Origin of the sequence: Chitinophaga sp. 180180018-3, from assembly GCF_037893185.1 — a bacterium.
Lineage (GTDB): Bacteria > Bacteroidota > Bacteroidia > Chitinophagales > Chitinophagaceae > Chitinophaga.
On sequence record NZ_CP140772.1, the window covers coordinates 6,173,291 to 6,193,008 of the forward strand.

Annotated in this window: 10 protein-coding genes; 7 read left to right on the top strand and 3 right to left on the bottom strand. The window is 45.7% G+C overall.

What is annotated here, in order from left to right; translation table 11 throughout:
- Positions 1-25: 25 nt before the first annotated feature.
- The 3 genes from UNH61_RS24035 to UNH61_RS24045 all read right to left on the bottom strand — a co-directional run bounded on the left by UNH61_RS24035 (position 26) and on the right by UNH61_RS24045 (position 6,459).
- Complete coding sequence (locus UNH61_RS24035; protein WP_326994563.1) at positions 26-1,606, bottom strand: SusD/RagB family nutrient-binding outer membrane lipoprotein; 1,581 nt, start codon at positions 1,604-1,606, stop codon at positions 26-28.
- A 38-nt stretch (positions 1,607-1,644) separates the two neighbouring features.
- A complete protein-coding gene (locus UNH61_RS24040; protein ID WP_326994564.1) occupies positions 1,645-4,926 on the bottom strand; it encodes a SusC/RagA family TonB-linked outer membrane protein in 3,282 nt (1,093 codons plus the stop codon).
- Positions 4,927-5,427: 501 nt separating this feature from the next.
- A complete protein-coding gene (locus tag UNH61_RS24045; RefSeq protein ID WP_326994565.1) occupies positions 5,428-6,459 on the bottom strand; it encodes a LacI family DNA-binding transcriptional regulator in 1,032 nt (343 codons plus the stop codon).
- 310 nt (positions 6,460-6,769) lie between these two features.
- Here UNH61_RS24045 and UNH61_RS24050 point away from each other — a divergent pair, with 310 nt between their 5' ends.
- The 7 genes from UNH61_RS24050 to UNH61_RS24080 all read left to right on the top strand — a co-directional run bounded on the left by UNH61_RS24050 (position 6,770) and on the right by UNH61_RS24080 (position 19,699).
- On the top strand, positions 6,770-7,645 hold the full coding sequence (locus UNH61_RS24050; RefSeq protein ID WP_326994566.1) for an AraC family transcriptional regulator: 876 nt from the start codon (positions 6,770-6,772) through the stop codon (positions 7,643-7,645).
- Between the two features lie 145 nt (positions 7,646-7,790).
- On the top strand, positions 7,791-8,381 hold the full coding sequence (locus UNH61_RS24055) for an RNA polymerase sigma-70 factor (protein WP_326994567.1): 591 nt from the start codon (positions 7,791-7,793) through the stop codon (positions 8,379-8,381).
- A gap of 69 nt (positions 8,382-8,450) precedes the next feature.
- Entirely contained in the window at positions 8,451-9,473 is a 1,023-nt protein-coding gene (locus tag UNH61_RS24060; RefSeq protein ID WP_326994568.1) for a FecR domain-containing protein, read from the top strand.
- Between the two features lie 5 nt (positions 9,474-9,478).
- On the top strand, positions 9,479-12,964 hold the full coding sequence (locus UNH61_RS24065) for a SusC/RagA family TonB-linked outer membrane protein (RefSeq protein WP_326994569.1): 3,486 nt from the start codon (positions 9,479-9,481) through the stop codon (positions 12,962-12,964).
- A gap of 11 nt (positions 12,965-12,975) precedes the next feature.
- A complete protein-coding gene (locus UNH61_RS24070) occupies positions 12,976-14,553 on the top strand; it encodes a SusD/RagB family nutrient-binding outer membrane lipoprotein (RefSeq protein ID WP_326994570.1) in 1,578 nt (525 codons plus the stop codon).
- A gap of 374 nt (positions 14,554-14,927) precedes the next feature.
- Complete coding sequence (locus UNH61_RS24075) at positions 14,928-18,044, top strand: SusC/RagA family TonB-linked outer membrane protein (RefSeq protein ID WP_326994571.1); 3,117 nt, start codon at positions 14,928-14,930, stop codon at positions 18,042-18,044.
- A 26-nt stretch (positions 18,045-18,070) separates the two neighbouring features.
- Positions 18,071-19,699, top strand: a complete 1,629-nt coding sequence (locus tag UNH61_RS24080; protein WP_326994572.1) for a RagB/SusD family nutrient uptake outer membrane protein — start codon at positions 18,071-18,073, stop codon at positions 19,697-19,699.
- The last annotated feature ends 19 nt before the right edge of the window (positions 19,700-19,718 follow it).

Consider the following 19,718-nt stretch of genomic DNA (forward strand, 5'->3'; position numbering starts at 1 on the left):
TTTTGTATTGAAGGATGAAGGTGTATTATCTTACGTCCCAGAATATTTTCACGTTAGCTTTGTCTTTTGCAGCGACCTTAGCGTAGTTGTCCGGGTTATAAATCTGCTCTGTAGAAGGATATAACAGACGTTGCGGAGGCTGGGTTGCACCAGAAGCAGGTGCCATTGCAAAAGGTAACGCCGGATAGCCGGTACGTCTTACTTCTGTCCATGCTTCACCAGCCTGCAGGATGAAGAAGTTCACCCATTTCTGTGTCCAGATTTTCACCAGTTTCTGCTGGGTAGTACCACTGTAGGCAACACCCGGCTGAGCCACGAAATTACTGATTACAGTAGCAGATGGCGTAGGCAGAATAGGCCAGGTGCCACTGCTGAATACCGCAGATTGGTTGATGGAATAATAGAATTTAACAGATTGAGAAATGCCATTCTCATAATCAGCCTGCGGAGAACCGACTCCCCATCTTTCGCCAGCTTCAGCTTTCAGGAAGCTTACTTCAGATGCAGTGAATATTACACCGGGAACATTATAGTTGTTGAAGAAGGTAGCGGTATCGTAGGTAGCATAACCCAGGCTGTCGTAGTTAACAGCAGTTCCATTGGAAGGAAAACCTTTCATGCCATATTTCTTGCCCGGATCCCAATATACATCCACACGGGGATCTTTATTTGCAGCCATTACGGTATCGAGGAGGAATGCAGGAGCATAAGGACTACCGGTCAATGCGCTCTGGATATCGCTCTTCAGAGTAGTGGGGCTCATTTTAATCAGCGCATTCTGGTCGTTATCGGTGATCAGCGGATATTTTGCAGGATCTGCGAGCATAGCAGTAACGGCAGCTTTAGCAGTTCCTTCTTTCACATAAGAGGTATGCATTAATAAACGCAGGCGCAGAGAGTTGGTATAGCGTCTCCAGGCCATCAGATCGCCGCCCAGCATGATATCAGCCTTTTTGAGGCTGGCCTCAGCTTCAACAGATACCTGTGCTGTTGCAAAATAGCTATTCAGCTGGTCCAGGCCAGTGATTAATGTATCATAAAGCGCTGCGGCATCATCAAAAGCAGCTGGCTTAACAGTACGGTCAGCTGTGTTCAGGGAACCTGCCTGGCTAAAAGGAATATCTCCCCAGAGATCCACCATCTGTGCAGCCTGGTCGTACAGCACCACTTTCGCACAATTCAGGAAAATTACCTGCTGTGCCTGTTGTTGTGCAGACAATTTACCGAAGGTTAATTCCATTTCCCTGTAGTTAGCCATGATACCGGGACCTACATAGTTCAGATCATTGTCGTCACTTTTAGCACCATCATAAAAGTCTACCCAGCGGTTCTCTGTATAACTCAAAGAAGGGATGTACATTTTATTGGATGGTGACATAGCAGTTGTTTGCGAAAAAGCTGCTGTTGTTGGCAATATAAATGTTGCATAATCCCAGTAAGAAGGGCGCATGCGTTTGTTTATAAACATACCGCTGAGCAATTTGCTCATGGATCCGGCAGGTGCTAACTCCGGATTCGGGTAGGCGTCTGCAATTTGTTTCTTACAGGCGCTGAAGCCAGCTACCAGTAAGACGAGCAGTGAAGTATTTATTAAGAAGCGTTTCATTTTAATCTGTTAAGTTCGTTTTACAAATTGATATCCTCTTAGAAACGGGCACGAATGCTGGCACCCAAACTTCTTGTTGGTCCAACGGTACCACCATCAACTCCCTGATCCAGCCAGTAAGAACCTACTGCCATTTCCGGATCCAGGCCTTTAGGCAGGGTTTTCCAGATGTAGAACAGGTTTCTGCCGATCAATGAAAACTGCAGACCCTGGAAGTGCAATTTTTCAACAATGCTTTTAGGCATGTTATAAGTGAGTGTTACCTCACGCACCTTGATATAGCTGTTTTTAAATACTGCTTTCTCATATAAACCATTGGTTTCCCAATCGTAGTTGTTTCTATAGTACACGGAAGCAGGAATTACTTTCTCATTCTTTTTACCGTCTTCTGTTACACCAGGCAGGATTAAACCATCATGTTTAGAACCATTGGGATTGGCCACCAGATTTCCACCGGCGTAATCAATCGGATCATAAGCAATACCACCATGAGCAGCATCTCTGTATTGGAGAGTGCTCTTAAACATACCGGCACCGAGCTGATAGTAGTAAGGAATAGATACCAGGTTACCACCTAAGCGATAATCCAGGGTAAAGTCGAGTGTAAAGGCTTTATAAGTGAGCGAGTTAGAGAAACCACCCACTACTTTAGGCATGATGTTACCAGCATATTCATAAGCACCGGTATTGGCAGTATAAATACCATCCTGGTTTACGATCTTGTTACCATTCGCATCCTTATTAGCCGGGTGTACATAGATGTTACCCAGTGGATCACCAACATTAGATCTGATCAGCAGGTAGCCACCATCGTATGCAGGCATAGTCAGGGTGGTTTGGCCGTCTCTTAAAGCAGAAAGTTTGTTTCTGTTAACAGCAAAGTTAAAGCGGGTATTCCAGTGGAAATTTTTAGTAGTGACCGGCGTAGCGTTGATAGCAGCTTCATAACCAAAGTTTGTCAGATCACCAGCGTTCATCAGCTGAGAGGTAGCACCAGAAGAAGCAGGTGTACTCATTGTCAGGATCTGGTTTATTATTTTGTTATTGTAGTAGCTAAAGTCTACACCCAGTCTGTTTTTCAGGAGTCGTGCTTCAAATCCGAACTCTACTTCCCTTTTCTTTTCAGATCTCAGCTCTTCATTACCGAATGCGCTGGGATTGCTCTGCTGGTAAGGCACGTTGTTTTTGCTGATCGTAACGATATATGGATTATAGGCGACGTTGGACTGATACATAGTGGGGTGATTACCCACAAGACCGTAAGATGCCCTGAACTTCGCATAATCTATAAAGGAAGGCAGTTTTGCTACTTCAGAGAGCAGGAAGCCGGCGTTTACAGAAGGATAGAAATATTTATTGTTCTTCACCGGTAATGTAGAAGTAGATTCATAACGGCCGGTTCCTTCCAGGAACAGGAATCCTTTATAGCTCAGGTTCAACATACCGAATCCTGCTACGTCAATCTGTTCTGCGCGAACGCCTGTAGCATAAATAGGATCTGCAGAGTTTAATAAGCTGAACCAGTTTTCATCTATCAGACCGCCTTTCGTTTGTGTATACTGATTTTTATAGGTCTGTTTACGGGCTGTATAACCGCCTGTAACAGACAGATCAAAATCCTTTGAAATTTTAGGAGTATAAATCAACAAAGCATCTCCGTAGAAAGAGTTGTTATTACGGGTATTCAGTGCATACTGACCAGTGTAGCCATAAGCCACCGGTTTGGTATTATGCTGCTGATCCGAAGTAGTCACATTGGTGAAGTCGCCACCCAGCCGGCCTCTGAAGCGCAGATTATCGAGGATGCCTACATTCAGTGTAACGCTGTTGATGAAACGGTTCTGCGTTTCATCATAGTTGTTACGCAGGTTATTCCACAGATAATCCATCACATTGGTAGCCCTGAAACGGTAAGTCATTTTCTCATCCTGGAGATATTGGCTATTGTTTGCATCAATGAACTTATATCCGTCTCTGGTCTGATATTTATTGAAGAACGTATTCATGTCATCGAAGCGGCTGAAGAACCCATCGTATGAACCGAATATGTTGCTCATTACATTGGCGCGGTTGTGAACGAAATTATTGTTGTAAGTAGAAACAACATCTACACTTACACGCTGGCTCAGATTTAATGTACCGTTGAAGTTGAAGTTATTCTTATAGAGGCTACTTCCGGGCATGATGCTCTTATAGTCTACACGATTGTAAGAAAAGCGGAAACTACCTTTGTCGCTGGCGTTGGAAATAGCAACGTTAGCAGCAGAGTTGTGGCCTGTCTGGAAGAAGTCTTTATAGTTATTTTTCTGTGCTACGTATTTACGTGTAGTACCATCCCAGTATTTCACGTCGCGGCCATCGAACTTAGGACCAAACTGACCATAAGCTCTGTAATAGGGATGCATAGCGCCGTCGGGGTCTTTAAGCCAGCCATCTGCATCTGCACCTATAGACAGGTTGGTGGCAGGATCATAACCCGGGCCGTATTCGTTTTGATAATCCGGTGTAGCAGCCAGTCTTTCCTGGTTGTACACATAATTCACATCCACATTTAAACCACGGCCTTTTGTTCCTTTTTTGGTGGTGATAACGATCACACCATTGTTTGCTTCAGAGCCATACAGCGCAGATGCGCTGGCCCCCTTGAGAACAGTCAGTGTTTCAATATCTTCCGGGTTAATATCCAGCGCACCGTTTCCTTCAATTCTTCCGCCACTGGTACCGAAACGGTTGGTGGTAGGATCATTGAAGTTTCTCAGCGGCACACCATCCACAACGTATAATGGTTGTGTATTTAAACCAACGGAAGAAACACCTCTCACCTGCACAGAAACGCCGCTGGCAGCACCACCCGGGGCTGATACGATTTTCACACCGGCAGCTTTACCGTACAATGCTGAGGCAAAGTTGGTACTTCCGCTTTCGGTGATCTCTTTGGAGCTCACTGTACTAACAGCATATCCCAACGCCTTGGCTTCTCTCTTGATACCCATGGCGGTTACCACCACTTCGTTCAGGTTTTTGTTGTCTTCTTTTAAAATAATGTTGAACGCGGACTGCTCATTAACAGTCACTTCCTGGTTGATGAATCCTATGTAGGAAAAAACGAGGGTAGCACCTGGGGCTACCTGCATCTTAAAAGCTCCATCCGGTCCGGTAGTAGCACCGTTGGAGGCGTTTTTCTCTTTTACGGTTACGCCGGGTAATGGTGTCCCGTGCGTATCCTTAACGGTTCCCGTAATAGCTTTCTTACCCTGCGCCCATGCAGCGATATTACAGCATAAGAAAAGCAACGTGGTGAGAAGAAGTAATCTTCGCATAGCTTCCTTTTGGTTTAGTGAATTATAACAAGTGAATCAGACACATAAGCAAAAGACACGGAGGGCCCGTCTACCTCGGCTCACTGCATTGCACAGGAGTCCTGATGATAAGCACTTGGTTTCCGCCGTAATTTTTTTTCAATATGGAATTACTCCAATTGGCAATAATTGTTACACTGACATTATACCTCTAGTAAAACGTTTTAGCTACAGGACATAAAAAAGACCCGACCTTCAATCACACTATTCATTCACCACATTTTTCGGGTTCAGTTTGTCAATTACGATGTCAAACTTAGTTATAAAAATGAAAAAGCGCAAAAAGATTTAACATTTTTTTTAATTAAGGTTAACCGTTTGTTAAGAAAGATAAAATCGTATTAGAAACTAAGAAGAAAGAATTAAGAATATGGAATAAAGAATTAAGAAACAGCGGGAAGCCCTTAGCGAGTGATAATAACATAGTCACTCGCTAAGGGCTTCCCGCTGTTTCTTAATTCTTTATTCCATATTCTTAATTCTCTTCGTGGATTCTCTCTCCACAAGCACCGGCGGCAAAATAATTTTCTGCTGTGTGTCTGAAGGATGATTCAGTTCTTTCATTAACAGCTCCACGATTTGTTTTCCTATTTCTGCGATGGGCTGCGATACACAGGTGATAGAAGGACTATGCAAACGGAAAAGATCATGGTCATCGAAACCAACAAGACCAATCTCTTTACCTATAGCCCAACCGAGGGAGCGGATGCATTCAATGCCGGAGATACCGAGGTAGTTGGTGGCGAAGAATACAGCGTCCAGTCCTTTGATGGAAGTGAGGAATTTTTTTATCTCTTCATTATAGCTCTCACGATCGAGATCAAATGGCAGTCGTTTTACCATGGATTTGGAGAACGACAGCTTATGTTCTTTCAATGCTGCAGCATAGCCATCAAGACGATCTTTCATTTGCGTCTGATCGGAGGCCAGTGTAACAATGGCTATCTTCTTATAACCCTGTTTAATAAGGTGGGTGGTAGCATCATAAGCACCTTTGAAGTTATTCAGCACCACGTAATGACTTTTCAGATGCGGAAAATACCGGTCCATCAGCACCAGGGGCTTCGCGGCTTCCTGCAGCAGTTCTATTTCCTTGTCCAGGTTTTTAGTGGGAGTGATAATATAACCATCTACCTGCCGGTATTTCAATACTTCCAGCAGCCCCCTGGCTTTCTCGGTGTTATCTTCCGTACTGCCGTACAGCACCTTGTAACCATATTTATCTGCTTCGTCTTCCACGACCCTGGCCAGCGTCGCAAAGAAGTTGTTGGCAATATCCTCCACGATCAATCCGATCGTTTTAGTTTTACCGGTGCGTAACCCCCGTGCAAGCTGATTGGGCTTGTACTTCAGCTTCGCTGCAATTTTTTGTATCTTTTTGCTTACCTGTTCACTGATCCTCTTCTCTTTTGCTTTCCCGTTTAGCACAAACGAAACCGTTGTAGGAGATACACCGGCCTGTTTTGCAATATCTTTAATGGAGATTCCTTTCATAGAAAATGCTACATCGATTTAGCGACTGGTAATTTACAAAATGTAAATTGGAAATTACACTGTTACCCTTATTATTCCAAACCCGCTTTTAAAGTCTTCCGGCAGGATCCGCTTCTCTGTTGTCATATAAAATAGATATTTTAGGTAAAATGATATTTTTTTACCCAATTTTTAATAACTTGGCAACAATCATAGGACAATCCCAATACTGCTAACCTGCCAGCATAGAGTTTCCCGGAAAGGGGAATTTGGCTATGGTAATAAAGTATAGGACAGTCACAGTAACATAGTAGCTTAAATTAATACATGAATGAAACCCATCCTTATTAAAGTGGGGGCTTTTGCCGATAACCAGATCACTATTATTGAAAGAAGTGATCCTTATTTCAATACTCCTTTTCATTTCCACCCGGAGTGTGAGCTGGTATATGTAACGGAAAGCCACGGGAAGAGAATTGTGGGCGACAGCATTGAAAGCTTTGAAGAAGGCGATATGGTGTTTCTGGGACCTCATATACCACATGTATGGTATAATGAAGAAGAATACTACAAGGGCGACGACCAGCTGAAAGCCCGCTCAGTAGTTATCTATTTTCCTAAAGATATCTTCGGGGAAAAATTCTACGGCCTGCCTGAAACAAAAGCATTGACGGAATTATTCCATCGCGCGCAGCGGGGCATGAAAATCACCGGCGCTACACATGAACTGCTGAAACCGGAAATCCTGGCCCTGCCCAGAAAAGAAGGGCTCGACAGGATCATTTCCCTGCTCAATATCCTGAAGACACTCTCTGAAACCCGCGATTGCTACTACCTCGCCAGTACAGGATATTCGCATGCCTATAATGTAAAAGACAACCATAAGATCGATGAAGTGTTCAAATATGTGATGAACAACTTCCCGAAAGAAATATCCCTGCAGGATGTTGCCAGCATCACCAACCTGTCGCCACAGTCGTTCTGCCGCTTCTTTAAAAACCGCACCAAAAAATCCTTTGTACAATTCCTGAACGAAGTACGTATCGGTCATGCCTGCAAACGGCTGACAGAGGAAGACTGGTCCATCGCGGAAATTGCCTATTCCTGCGGATTCAAAAACCTGTCGAACTTCAACCGGTTCTTCAAGGAAATTGTGGGTAAAACACCTAAGGAGTATAAGAATGAGCTACGCCTGAAAGAAGCATGATAAAAATATAATTATTTTATCATCTGGTTATTTAGTTATTTTAAAAACTAAATAAGCAAATATCAATTTATCAGATTTTTCTTCTTACATTCAATGCCAGTAATAATCAATATCAACCAAAACGAAAAATTACTACTGTCATTAGATGTACAGCAGTTACTCCGATAACCAGTTAGCCACGCTGCTCAAAAGCGACGACAGTGCTGCCTTCAATGCTATCTACGACCGCTACAGTAAACCGTTGTATTTATTTATACAGCATAAACTGGATGCGGCAGAGATCAGCAAAGATGTGCTGCAGGAGCTTTTCATTTCTTTGTGGGAAAAGCGCCATTCCCTGGTGCTCAGGGAGTCGCTGAAAGCATATCTCTACCAGGCTGCCCGTCATAAAATCATTGATATTTACCGGAAAAATACCACCTATCGCAAATATCTGCAGCAGCTGATCGAGCATTTCGATGCACAGCCTCATTCACTGGCGGATACGGTGGATAATAAAGCCCGCACCCAGGAGATATTTGAGGCTATCAATCAACTGCCGGAACGCATGAAAGAAATCTTCATGCTCAGCCGCGTTGAAAACCTTTCTGTGGAACAGATATCCACGCATCTCGGGCTCTCCCAGCAAACCGTCAAAAACCAGATCACCAAAGCATTGAAGATCCTGCGGGCAGGCTACGCGCGTACAGATTTCATCATATTATTCCTGGTCTCCTGCTGGCTGATCCTGGCATAAAAAAAATTAAGCGTACAATAGTACCTTTTCCATATTAACACGACTTATGAAATTATAAAAAGCCCAAAGGTGGACATAGAACAGATCAAAATATTGCTGGAGCGGTACAATCAGGGAAATTGCTCACCGGAGGAAGCAGCTATTGTAGAACAGTGGTTTGAAAATATTAATCGTCAACAGTCCACCTACATAGATGACCGGGCGGTCGACAAAGACCTGGATCGTATCAAACAACAGCTGAATGAACAGCTGGAATTAACACCTGCACCTAAAGTGCGGCTGTTACGCCGGCGCTACCGCTATATCGCGGCAGCCGCCGTATTAGTGCTACTCGCCACCGGGATGTTCTGGGCCAGCAGGCTGGCCATGCAACACCAGGATAAAGCACCCTCCCTGGCTGCCAGCGGACATGTTGGCCGGGTCATCCGGGACGGATACATTGAGATATCCACATCAAGAGGTAAAAAAGAAAGTATCGCGCTGGAAGACGGCAGTACCATAGATCTGAACGCCGCCAGTAAAGTGCGTTATCCGGTTCACTTCGGCGACAGTAGTCGCACGGTTTCACTGGAAGAAGGAGAAGCATTTTTCACTGTGGCAGCTGACCCGGTAAGACACTTCGTGGTAAACACCGGTGAGCTCTCTACTACCGCGCTGGGTACGTCTTTCAACATCAGGGCCTATTCCAGCGAACATAAAGTGGTAGTAGCCCTCGTAAGCGGAAAAGTAAAGGTTGACCAGGTGAATCCCGGCAAAGAAAATACTTCCGTGATACTGCTCCCCAAAGAGCAGATCAGCTACGACCGCGTTTCATTAAGCATTGTCAAAACCAATTTCAATAAAGCTGATGATATCACCGGCTGGAAACAAGGCTATCTTATATTCAAAGACGCACCCTATAATGAACTGGTGACCGGTATAGAAAACCGCTACAGCGTAACCGTGATCAACCAAAGTGATAAAAAAGAATGGAATTACAACGGCTCCTTTAAAAATGAAGGCCTGAAAGACGTTATGGATATTATATGCCTGGCCAAATCTCTTAATTATACCATTAAAAACGATACCGTTTATCTGCAAAATAAAAACTAGTCCATATGAGGGTAAGGCCATCTCCCATGAAATGGTTTGTATCCATGGGGTTGATGCTGACGCTACTGTTGGCGGGGAGCTTGAACACTACGGCTAGTGCATTAACGCAAACGCCTGACCCGACGGCAATAGTTGTCACCATCCAGGTAAAAAACAAAAACCTGGAAGATGTAATGACCGAAATTTCGGTAAAGACAGGGCTAAATTTTCATTACGACAAAACTGATCTTAACCTGAAGAAGAAGGTAACGTTAAATTGCACCAAAACACCCATCGATGAAGTGCTCGCGTTAATGTCAGTTCAGACCGGATTAAAGTTTACCCGCATCAATAACAAAATCATTGTAGGCACAGCAAGCGATTCAGGCTCCGCACCCACTGTAGACCTGCTAAATCATGTATCTCTGGAGCGAGAAATCAGGGGAACAGTACGCGATACGAAAGGCACGCCGCTTCCAGGAGTTACCATCCAGATTAAACATACCAATAAAGGCACCCAGTCCGACGCTGATGCTGGCTTCACCCTGAAAGCCAGCACGGGAGATCTGCTGGTATTCAGTTCTGTTGGCTTTATTACCCGCGAAGTAACTGTGAATACGGAAGATGAGATCAACATGCAGCTGCAGGAAAATGTAAAAGCCCTGAATGAACTGATTGTAACCGCACTGGGCATACAGAAGAATGCAAAGGAACTGCCTTATGCTGCCCAGCAGATAGATGGCGGTGATTTACAACAGGTGAAAGATGCTAACGTGATGAACAGCCTGAGCGGAAAAAGTGCAGGGCTGACTGTTACCCGCAGCGCTTCCGGTATCGGCGGGTCTGTGAGGGTGATACTGCGCGGCAACAAATCGACCCGCGAAAATCAGCCATTGTACATCGTTGACGGAGTACCCTATGCTAACTATAGCCCATCCCAGCCGGTAGACGTGTGGGGACAGTCGCATAACATCATCGGCGCCGGCGGCAGGGATGGAGGTGATGGTATCTCCAATATCAATCCGGACGATATCGAAAACATCAGCATCATGAAAGGCGCTTCTGCTGCGGCATTATATGGCAGCCAGGCTGCCAACGGCGTGATCCTTATTACTACCAAGAAAGGCCGGCCGGGAAGGAGTAAAATAGACGTATCGTCCGACTTCACCCTGGAATCCCCTTCCCTGCTGCCTAAGCTGCAATACCGGTATGCGCAGACAGCCCCGCCGGGGCCCGACAGGATCGGGACACCGCAACCCGGATCGCTGACCAGCTGGGGCGGCCCGATTCATGCACCCGATCATGTAAAATTATTTTATAACACCGGCTCTACCTGGACAAACACCATTGCTTTCAGCGGTGGTACCGAAACAGCCCAGAGCTATTTTTCCTATGCGAATACTACCAATAAAGGCATTCTGCCCAGCAGCCGGTTCGACCGGCACGTTGTGAATTTCCGGGAAACGCTGAAGCTGCTGAATGATAAACTGGTGATGGATGCTAACGTTTCATTCACGGCGCAAAGCACCGTGAACCGGCTCTCGTCAGGGCTGTACTACAGTCCCATCTCCGGCCTTTATACATTCCCCCGCGGACTGGACTTCGATTATTACAAGAACAACTTTGAATACTACGACACTACCCGTGACCTTTATCTTCAAAACTGGTGGAACATCCGGGCCGATAAAAAATGGATAGGCCAGGATGATCAGCAGAATCCTATGTGGGCGCTACAACGTAATCTCCGCCTGGATTCCAGGTATCGCGGGCTGGCTACTTTTTCCCTTACCTGGCAACTGAATAAATGGTTGTCGCTGAAAGGCAGGGGCAATTTCGATAAATCGCTGGATCAATACGAACTGGAAGCCTACGCTGGCACACAAATCGTGCTGGCTACACAGAATGGCCGGTATACGCTGGAGAAAGAGTTCAATACACAGTTGTATGCGGATATGATGATCAATGCCAGCGGGAAAGTAAATAAATGGCTGCATCTGGCCGGCAACATTGGCGTCAGTATATCGGATATCAAAGCGCATGAACGTAATTTCAACGGATCCAATCCCAATGCCAATCCGGGACTGGCTTATCCGAATAAATTCTCCGTATCCAATATCCTCCCTACTTCGCTGGATGCACAGCACAGCGTAGAACAAAAACAGCTGCAGGCTATATTTGGCAATACACAAATAGGATTCAAAAATTTTCTGTTCCTCGACCTCACCGGCCGCAACGACTGGTCGAGTACCTTTGCCTTTACGCCTATTCTGAAACGGGGGTACTTTTATTACTCCGCCGGATTGAGCGCCGTGTGGAGCGAGATGTTCAAGATGCCCGGTGGTATCGATTTCCTGCGTTCACGGCTCTCTTATGCCAAAGTAGGGAACGACATTGCCCCCTACTCTTCCCTGCCCTCAGCCTTTACGTTCCAGACTATCGCAGGCGTTTCAAGAGTAGTGCTGAATCAGAAGACTATTTATCCGGGTATGACTTTGTCGCCCGAAGACAACCGTTCTCTTGAAGCAGGACTGGAAGCACGCTTCCTGAAAGAGAGGATCTATGCCGATATTACCTTCTACAAAAACAATAACTACCGGCAATACATGGAAATACCGGCTCCCATGGGCAGCGGGTTTTCTACCTATTACCTGAATATGGGAAATATTCAAAACCAGGGCTGGGAAGCAGTACTAACATTAACGCCTATACGCAATAAAGCTATTTCATGGACCAGTAGCATCAACTTTGCCACGAATAAAAACAAGGTGATATCTCTTTCCAACACTAAGGTTATTGGTTCATCAGACAGCACGAATATGTTTGTGCTGACGGATTTCGGTGTAAATATGTTCGGATCCTTCATCATGGAAGGCGGTTCCTGGGGGGATATCTACTCCAACAAGGAACTGGTACAGAACGACAAGGGACAATATATAATCGACGGAGCAGGGAAACCACTGACACGCAATGCATTCAAGCGGGTGGGCAATCCCAATCCCAATTTTACATTAGGCTGGAACAATAGTATCGATTATAAGAACTTCACGTTGAGTTTTTTGATAGATGGCCGCTTTGGCGGAAAGGTCATGAGTGTAAGCCAGGCGGTATTGGACTGGTATGGCGTAAGTGAAGAAAGTGCGGGAGCGCGCGACAATGGTGGTGTAAAGCTCAATGCCATCAACGGCGATGGTACCCTGTTTAGCGGAAAAGTTGATGCACAGAAATATTACACCACTATAGGCAGCAGGGCTGGTATCGGTGAGATGTATATGTATGATGCCACGAATATCCGCCTACGGGAGCTGACGCTCAGCTACCGCATTCCGTTGAAATGGAAATGGATACGGAACATGCGGGTGGGGCTGATAGGCCGGAATCTTTTCTTCTTTGAACTGCATGCACCATTTGATCCGGAAGTATCGATGGGCACCGGCAATGGCCTGCAGGGTGTAGATGTATTCGGAATGCCGCCCATCAGGAGTATGGGGCTTAACCTGAGATTGGGACTTTAAAAAATTTACCCATGAAAAGCTGGAAACAACATTCGTTATGGGCGATGGCAGCCATTATGCTGGCAAGTTCATGCACCAAACGATTCGATGAGATTAATAAAAACCCTTATGATTTTGATGAAGAAGAATTAAAGGCAGATTACCGCCTGATGGGTGAACCATTGTCGCAGGCCCAGCTGAACCTGCTGATCTATAACGATCCGCCCACCGCCCAGTTGCAACAGAACCTGAATGCGGATATCTTCTCCGGCTATATGATGGCGCCTACCCCTTTTGAAGGAAATGTGAATAACACGAATTATGGTCTGCTTTACTATTGGAATAATAAACCCTGGGTAGTTACCTATCCACTGGTGATGAAAAGTTGCGACTTTGCACAAAAAAAATCTAAAGATCACTACCCCGATTTCTACGCCTGGGCGCAGATCATTAAGGTAGAAGCCATGCATAGGATCAGCGATATCTACGGCCCCATTATTTATACCCATTATGGAGATCTGAATTCACAAATGGGTATTGATTATGATTCGCAACAAACAGCCTATTATGCATTCTTTAAGGATCTGAGTGAAGCGATAGATACGCTTACCCTTTACATCAATCAGAAGCTGCCACAACGCTTCACCAATTTCGATCTGGTGTATAAAGGCGATTATACCCAATGGGTGAAGTTTGCCAATACCTTGCGGCTGCGCCTTGCCGTCAGGATCTCCGGGGTGGATCCGAAAAAAGCGAAAGAAGAAGGAGAAGCCGCGTTGAGCCACCCATTAGGGTTGTTGACAACGCCCCAGGACAATTTCGCCGTCAACATTTCACCGGTGACGCATCCGCTGAATATTATGTGCTATACCTGGGCAGACCTGCGGATGAGTGCACCTATGGAATCGATACTCACGGGTTACAGGGATCCCCGTCTTCCGCATTATTTTGTACCTACAGATGAAGGGCCTAATGTATACCGGGGTATCCGCAACGGGATACAAATATCAACCAAAGAAGAATACAGCTGGTTTTCACAACTGGTGAAATTCGACAGCCGGATACAGTTCATGACGGCGGCCGAAGCCTGGTTCCTCAAAGCAGAGGCAGCCCTCTACGGATGGAAAAATGCCGGCGATGCAGCCGCTGATTATAACACCGGCATTGCCACCTCCTTCTCCCAATATGCCATTACTAACGTAGACGACTATACTAACAACGGTTCCAGCACAGCCCGGCCATATATCGACCCGCAAAACCCGGTTAACAATGTTCCTGCCGGCAGTTCGCACCTGAGCACGATTACCATTAAATGGAATGATAATGCCACACTGGAACAGAAGCTGGAACGTATTATCACACAGAAATGGATTGCCATGTTCCCTGAAGGGCAGGAAGCCTGGAGTGAATTCAGGCGTACAGGATATCCTAAATTATTCCCGGTAGTTATTAACAACAGTAACAACACTATCTCTACAGAAAAATTCATTCGCCGCCTGCCTATGCCTCAGATAGAGAATATGACGAATCCTGAGGCAGTGAATCGTGCTATTACCACACTAAAAGGCCCGGATAACGGAGGAACACCATTATGGTGGGATCTTAGATAATCGTCGAAAAAAAAATTAAACTTTTTTTAAAACTCCGATAGTACCAAACACATCTCCGTACGACTACTTCACTGAGGCGCGATCAATAGCGCGGTTTTACTATGCTGCCTGTAACAGGGAACGTTATAAAAAACAACATTTCATGTAAGAAAAACAAATAAACAAATACTGCTTTTGACAAACCCGGTTCACACATTGCGATCAGCGATGAGGCTTTGCACGCCCCTGAAAGCCGGTATCTGACAGCAACAAAACATATCATCACAGCGTAAAGTATGATGCAGATCATGCTAACAGCTATCTATTTTTTAAGATAATGATCAGTTTCAATCAACAATATAAATCCCATTTATTAACCAAATAAAAAGGCAAGTATGAAAAAAAACCTACGCCTTATGAAAGTGTGTGCTATGACGGGTCTGGCCCTCACTTCCATATTAGCAGACAGCGCATATGTGAAGGCAGCGGGCTATAACTGGTTGCCCGCATCTTCATTCCGTAGCATTTTCCAGGAAAGAGAAATCAGCGGTATTGTAAAAGACGCTAAAGGCAGTCCTTTACCAGGTGTATCCGTACAATTAAAAGGAACCACCAAAGGAACGCAAACCAACACCGCCGGAGAATACAAGCTGAGCGCAAAAGCCGGCGATGTACTCATTTTCAGCTCTCTCGGATTTGAAAGCAAAGAAGTATCAGTACTTAGCAGTCCTACCTTAAATGTAACACTGGGCGAGAACGTAAAGGGATTGAATGAACTGGTTGTTACCGCACTCGGTGTTAAAAAAGCTGCCAAATCCCTTACCTATTCCACACAGCGTATAGGCAATGAGGAGCTGACTACCGCCAAAGATGCGAACCTGATGAACTCTATCTCAGGTAAAGCAGCGGGTATCACTATTAACCGCAGTACTTCCGGCGTTGGCGGATCTGTAAAAGTGATCCTTCGCGGTAACAAATCTGCACAAAGCTCCAACCAGCCTTTATATGTTATAGATGGTATTCCGATGACCAACTATACCACTCAGCAGCCCAACAGTACCTGGGGTGGTGACGGTACCAGTAACTTCAGTCCTGGCCGCGATGGTGGCGATGGTATTTCCAGTCTCAACCCTGATGATATAGAAAGCATTTCTGTATTGAAAGGGGCTTCTGCTTCCGCCCTGTATGGTAGCCAGGCAGCAAACGGTGTGATTCTTATCACCACTAAAAAAGGGAAAGCCGGCAATGCCAAAGTGGAATTTTCCAGTGGTATCACCCTGGATAAAATTGCCTATTCTCCTAAATTCCAGAACTCTTATGGCGCGTCAGATGCCGGCGCCACTACCAGCTGGGGTAAGGATATCACCAATGCACCCAATTATGTGAACGACTTTTTCAAAACCGGCAATACATGGATCAACTCCATTAATTTCTCCGGTGGTACTGATAAAGCGCAAACATTTTTCTCCTACGCCAACACCAATGCAAATGGTGTAATGCCCGGCAATAAACTACAGCGTAATAACTTTACCTTCAGAGAAACCGCTAAGTTCCTGAATGATAAACTGACGCTGGATGGTAACGTGAACATCATCACGCAATCGCTGGACAATGGCCCTGTTAGTGGTTTGTACTTCAACCCGCTGACAGGTTTATATCTCTTCCCAAGAGGTGGCGATTTGCTGCAGTATAAAAACAAATATACCCTGTTCAATGACGTACGCCAGCTGGATCTGCAGAACTGGCCTTTCAATGAAGACGTACAACAGAACCCCTGGTGGATCGTTAACAAGAACCCCAGCCAGGCTAAACGTAACCGCACGCTGGGTAGCATTACCGCCAAGTATGATATCAACGACTGGTTATATGTACAGGCAAGGGGCAATATGGATCATACTGCCGATACTTACGATGCACAGATGTATGCAGGAACAAACGGCGTACTGGCTGGTCCGAACGGACGTTACCTCATGAGTAACCTCACCACTACTCAGTTCTACGGCGATTTGATCGTAAACGTAAATAAGAATTTCAATAACTTCAAGCTGAATGCACTGGTAGGTACCAGCATCAACGATACCCGTACCAAAGGTATCAGCGCCGACTCTTATAACGGCGACCTCTATGTAGCTAATTTCTTCACGCTGCAGAATATGACGCCTGGTAGCCTGATTCAGACAGTACCGGAAAACCACTCACAGTTGCAGGCCGTATTCGGAAACGTGAACCTGTCGTACAAGGATTTGATTTTCCTGGACCTCTCCGGCCGGAACGACTGGTCGTCCAGACTGGCATTCACTCCTAACGGCAGCTACTTCTACCCTTCTGCAGGTTTGTCGCTGATGTTGCATCAGCTCTTCAATCTGCCGGAGCCGATCAGCTACGCGAAACTTCGTGGTTCCTATGCAGTAGTAGGTAACGCGGTGCCTATTTATGTAACCAATCCGATAAACAAGCTCGGTGCAGTGGGAGGTACTTTCGAATTCAACAACCAGAAGCCTTTCAATGATCTGAAACCGGAAAAAACAAAATCGCTGGAAATCGGTACAGAATGGCGTTTCCTGCAAGACAGGCTGAACTTCGACTTCACTTATTATAAAACCAACACTACCAATCAGTACTTCCGTATTGCCGTACCACCAGGAACAGGTTATGCCTTCCGTTTCATTAACGCAGGTAATATCCAGAACTCAGGTATTGAAATATTGTTAGGTTACAACGTTATCAAAACGAGGAACTTCAAGTGGAATACTTCTGTGAACTATTCTCATAACAAGAATGAGATCATAGAACTGGCGCCGAACATTGACCAGTTTGTACTCACTCAGCCCAGCTCCAACACATATGCCTCTATCCTCGCCAAGGGTGGTTCTTACGGCGACATCTACGCCAAATCACTGATCCGTGACGAAAGTGGCCGTATTATTATTGGCGCTGACGGAAAACCACAGGTGACTTCCGACAACGTTTTTGCGGGTAATCCTAATCCGAAATGGCAGGGTGGATGGAGCAACAACCTTTCCTACAAAGACTTTAACCTGAGCTTCCTTGTAGACGGAAAATTCGGCGGTAAAGTAATGTCATTAACGCAGGCAGTAATGGATAAATACGGCGTATCTGCAGAAACCGGAGATGCCCGTAAAGCAGGTGGTGTAACAATCAATGGCGTGAAAGAAGGAACTAAAGAGCCGGTTACCAAAGTAGACGCTGCTACCTGGTACGGCGTACTGGGCGGACGTGATGGTGTGAGCGGTGAATATCTCTATGATGCAACAGTAGTGCGTCTGCGCGAGGTATCTCTCGGTTATGCCGTTCCTTCCCGCGCACTCGGCCACGGTTTTGTAAAGAGCCTGCGTTTCACGCTGGTAGGCAGAAACCTCTGGTATATCTCTAAGAAAGCACCGTTCGATCCTGAACTGTCTATGTCAACAGGTAATGGTCTTTCCGGAGTGGATGTATTCAGTATGCCGGCTACCCGCAGCTTTGGCTTTAACCTGAATGTTGGATTTTAATGATGTTAAACTTTAAATCAAAGCAGATGAAAAAGATCAGATTCAAATTCTATACATCGCTTACCGCTGTGGCCTTAGTGGCTGGCGTGCTGGGTATCAGTTCCTGTACAAAAAATTTCGAGAGTTATAATACAGACAATACCGGATTAAGTGAAGATGCCCTTAAACCGGATTTCAACTTCATCGGTGGCTTCTTTCCACAGATCCAGTCGTCCATTTACTTCAACTTTAATAATACCACCGGCGATTTCCAGTTACAGCAGAACCTTATGGGCGATGTATATTCCGGTTATATGATGCCACCAAATAACTTCCGTGGCAACCTGAATAACATGACTTACAGCCTGGTAGATGGATGGAATGCCCCGGCGTTTAACCTCGCGTATAACAACGTGATGGCGCCTATCGGGGAGGTAAAGCGCAGGGGGGCCGACCGGCTGGCGCCGGAATTCTGGGCCATTGCGCTGATTCTTAAAGTAGAAGCCATGCACCGGGTAACAGATATCTATGGTCCTATCCCATACAGCAGCTTTGGTAGTGGTGGCACCTCTTCTTCTTACGATAAGCAATCCGATGTATACGCACGTTTTTTCAAAGAACTGGATACCGCCAGGAATATACTTACAACGTATATAGCAGCTAATCCGGGTGTTTCACGGTTTGCAAAATTTGATATGGCGTACGGAGGTGATTATAAAGAATGGATCAAGCTGGCGAACTCCCTGCGTCTGCGCCTTGCGGTACGTATTTCAAAAGTAGATCAGAACTGGGCCCGCACAGAAGGGGAAAAAGCATTGGACCCTACGAATGGCGGATTAATGGAAACCAACAAGGATAACTTTACGGTATCCGGCTTTGGGTTGAAACATCCGCTGTACACCATTCTTACTGCATGGACAGACAATGCCATGAATGCGTCGATGGAATCTTATCTGGTGGGTTATAAAGATCCGAGAATCTCCAGGTATTTCGACCACGCCGTTGCTTATCCAGGCACCTACAAAGGTATTCGTATAGGCGCGTTGGTGAAACCCAAGCCTGCTTACTCCGGTTACTCCATACCAGCCGTAGCAGAAACCAAAACAATCCGCAACAATACCCCTATCCAGCTGATGGTATCTTCTGAAGTATACTTCCTCCGTGCTGAAGCAGCGCTGAGAGGTTGGAATAATGCAGGTGGAAGTGCACAGTCGCTGTATGAAAAAGGTATGTCGCTTTCTCTCGGACAGTGGGATGTAGATGCCGCTTCCATCACCAACTACATCACCGACAACACCAGCAAGCCCATTGACTACGTAGATCCTCAGAACGCCGATAATAATTCGCCGGCATTAGGCAAGCTTACTATTCAGTGGAATGAAGCAGGAAGCTTCCAGGAAAAACTGGAACGTATCATTACCCAGAAATGGATTGCTATGTTTCCGGAAGGACAGGAAGCGTGGAGCGAATTTCGCCGTACCGGCTATCCCAGGTTGTTCCCTGTAGTGAATAACTACAGCAACAACACGATTGATACTAAAATACAGATAAGAAGAATTCCGTTCCCATCCACTGAATATACAGCCAACAAAGCTGAAGTGGAGAAAGCTATTCAACTGCTCGGCGGCCTCGATAACGGAGGTACCCGGCTCTGGTGGGACGTTCCCACTCCATGAAACTTAGGTACTTATTTTG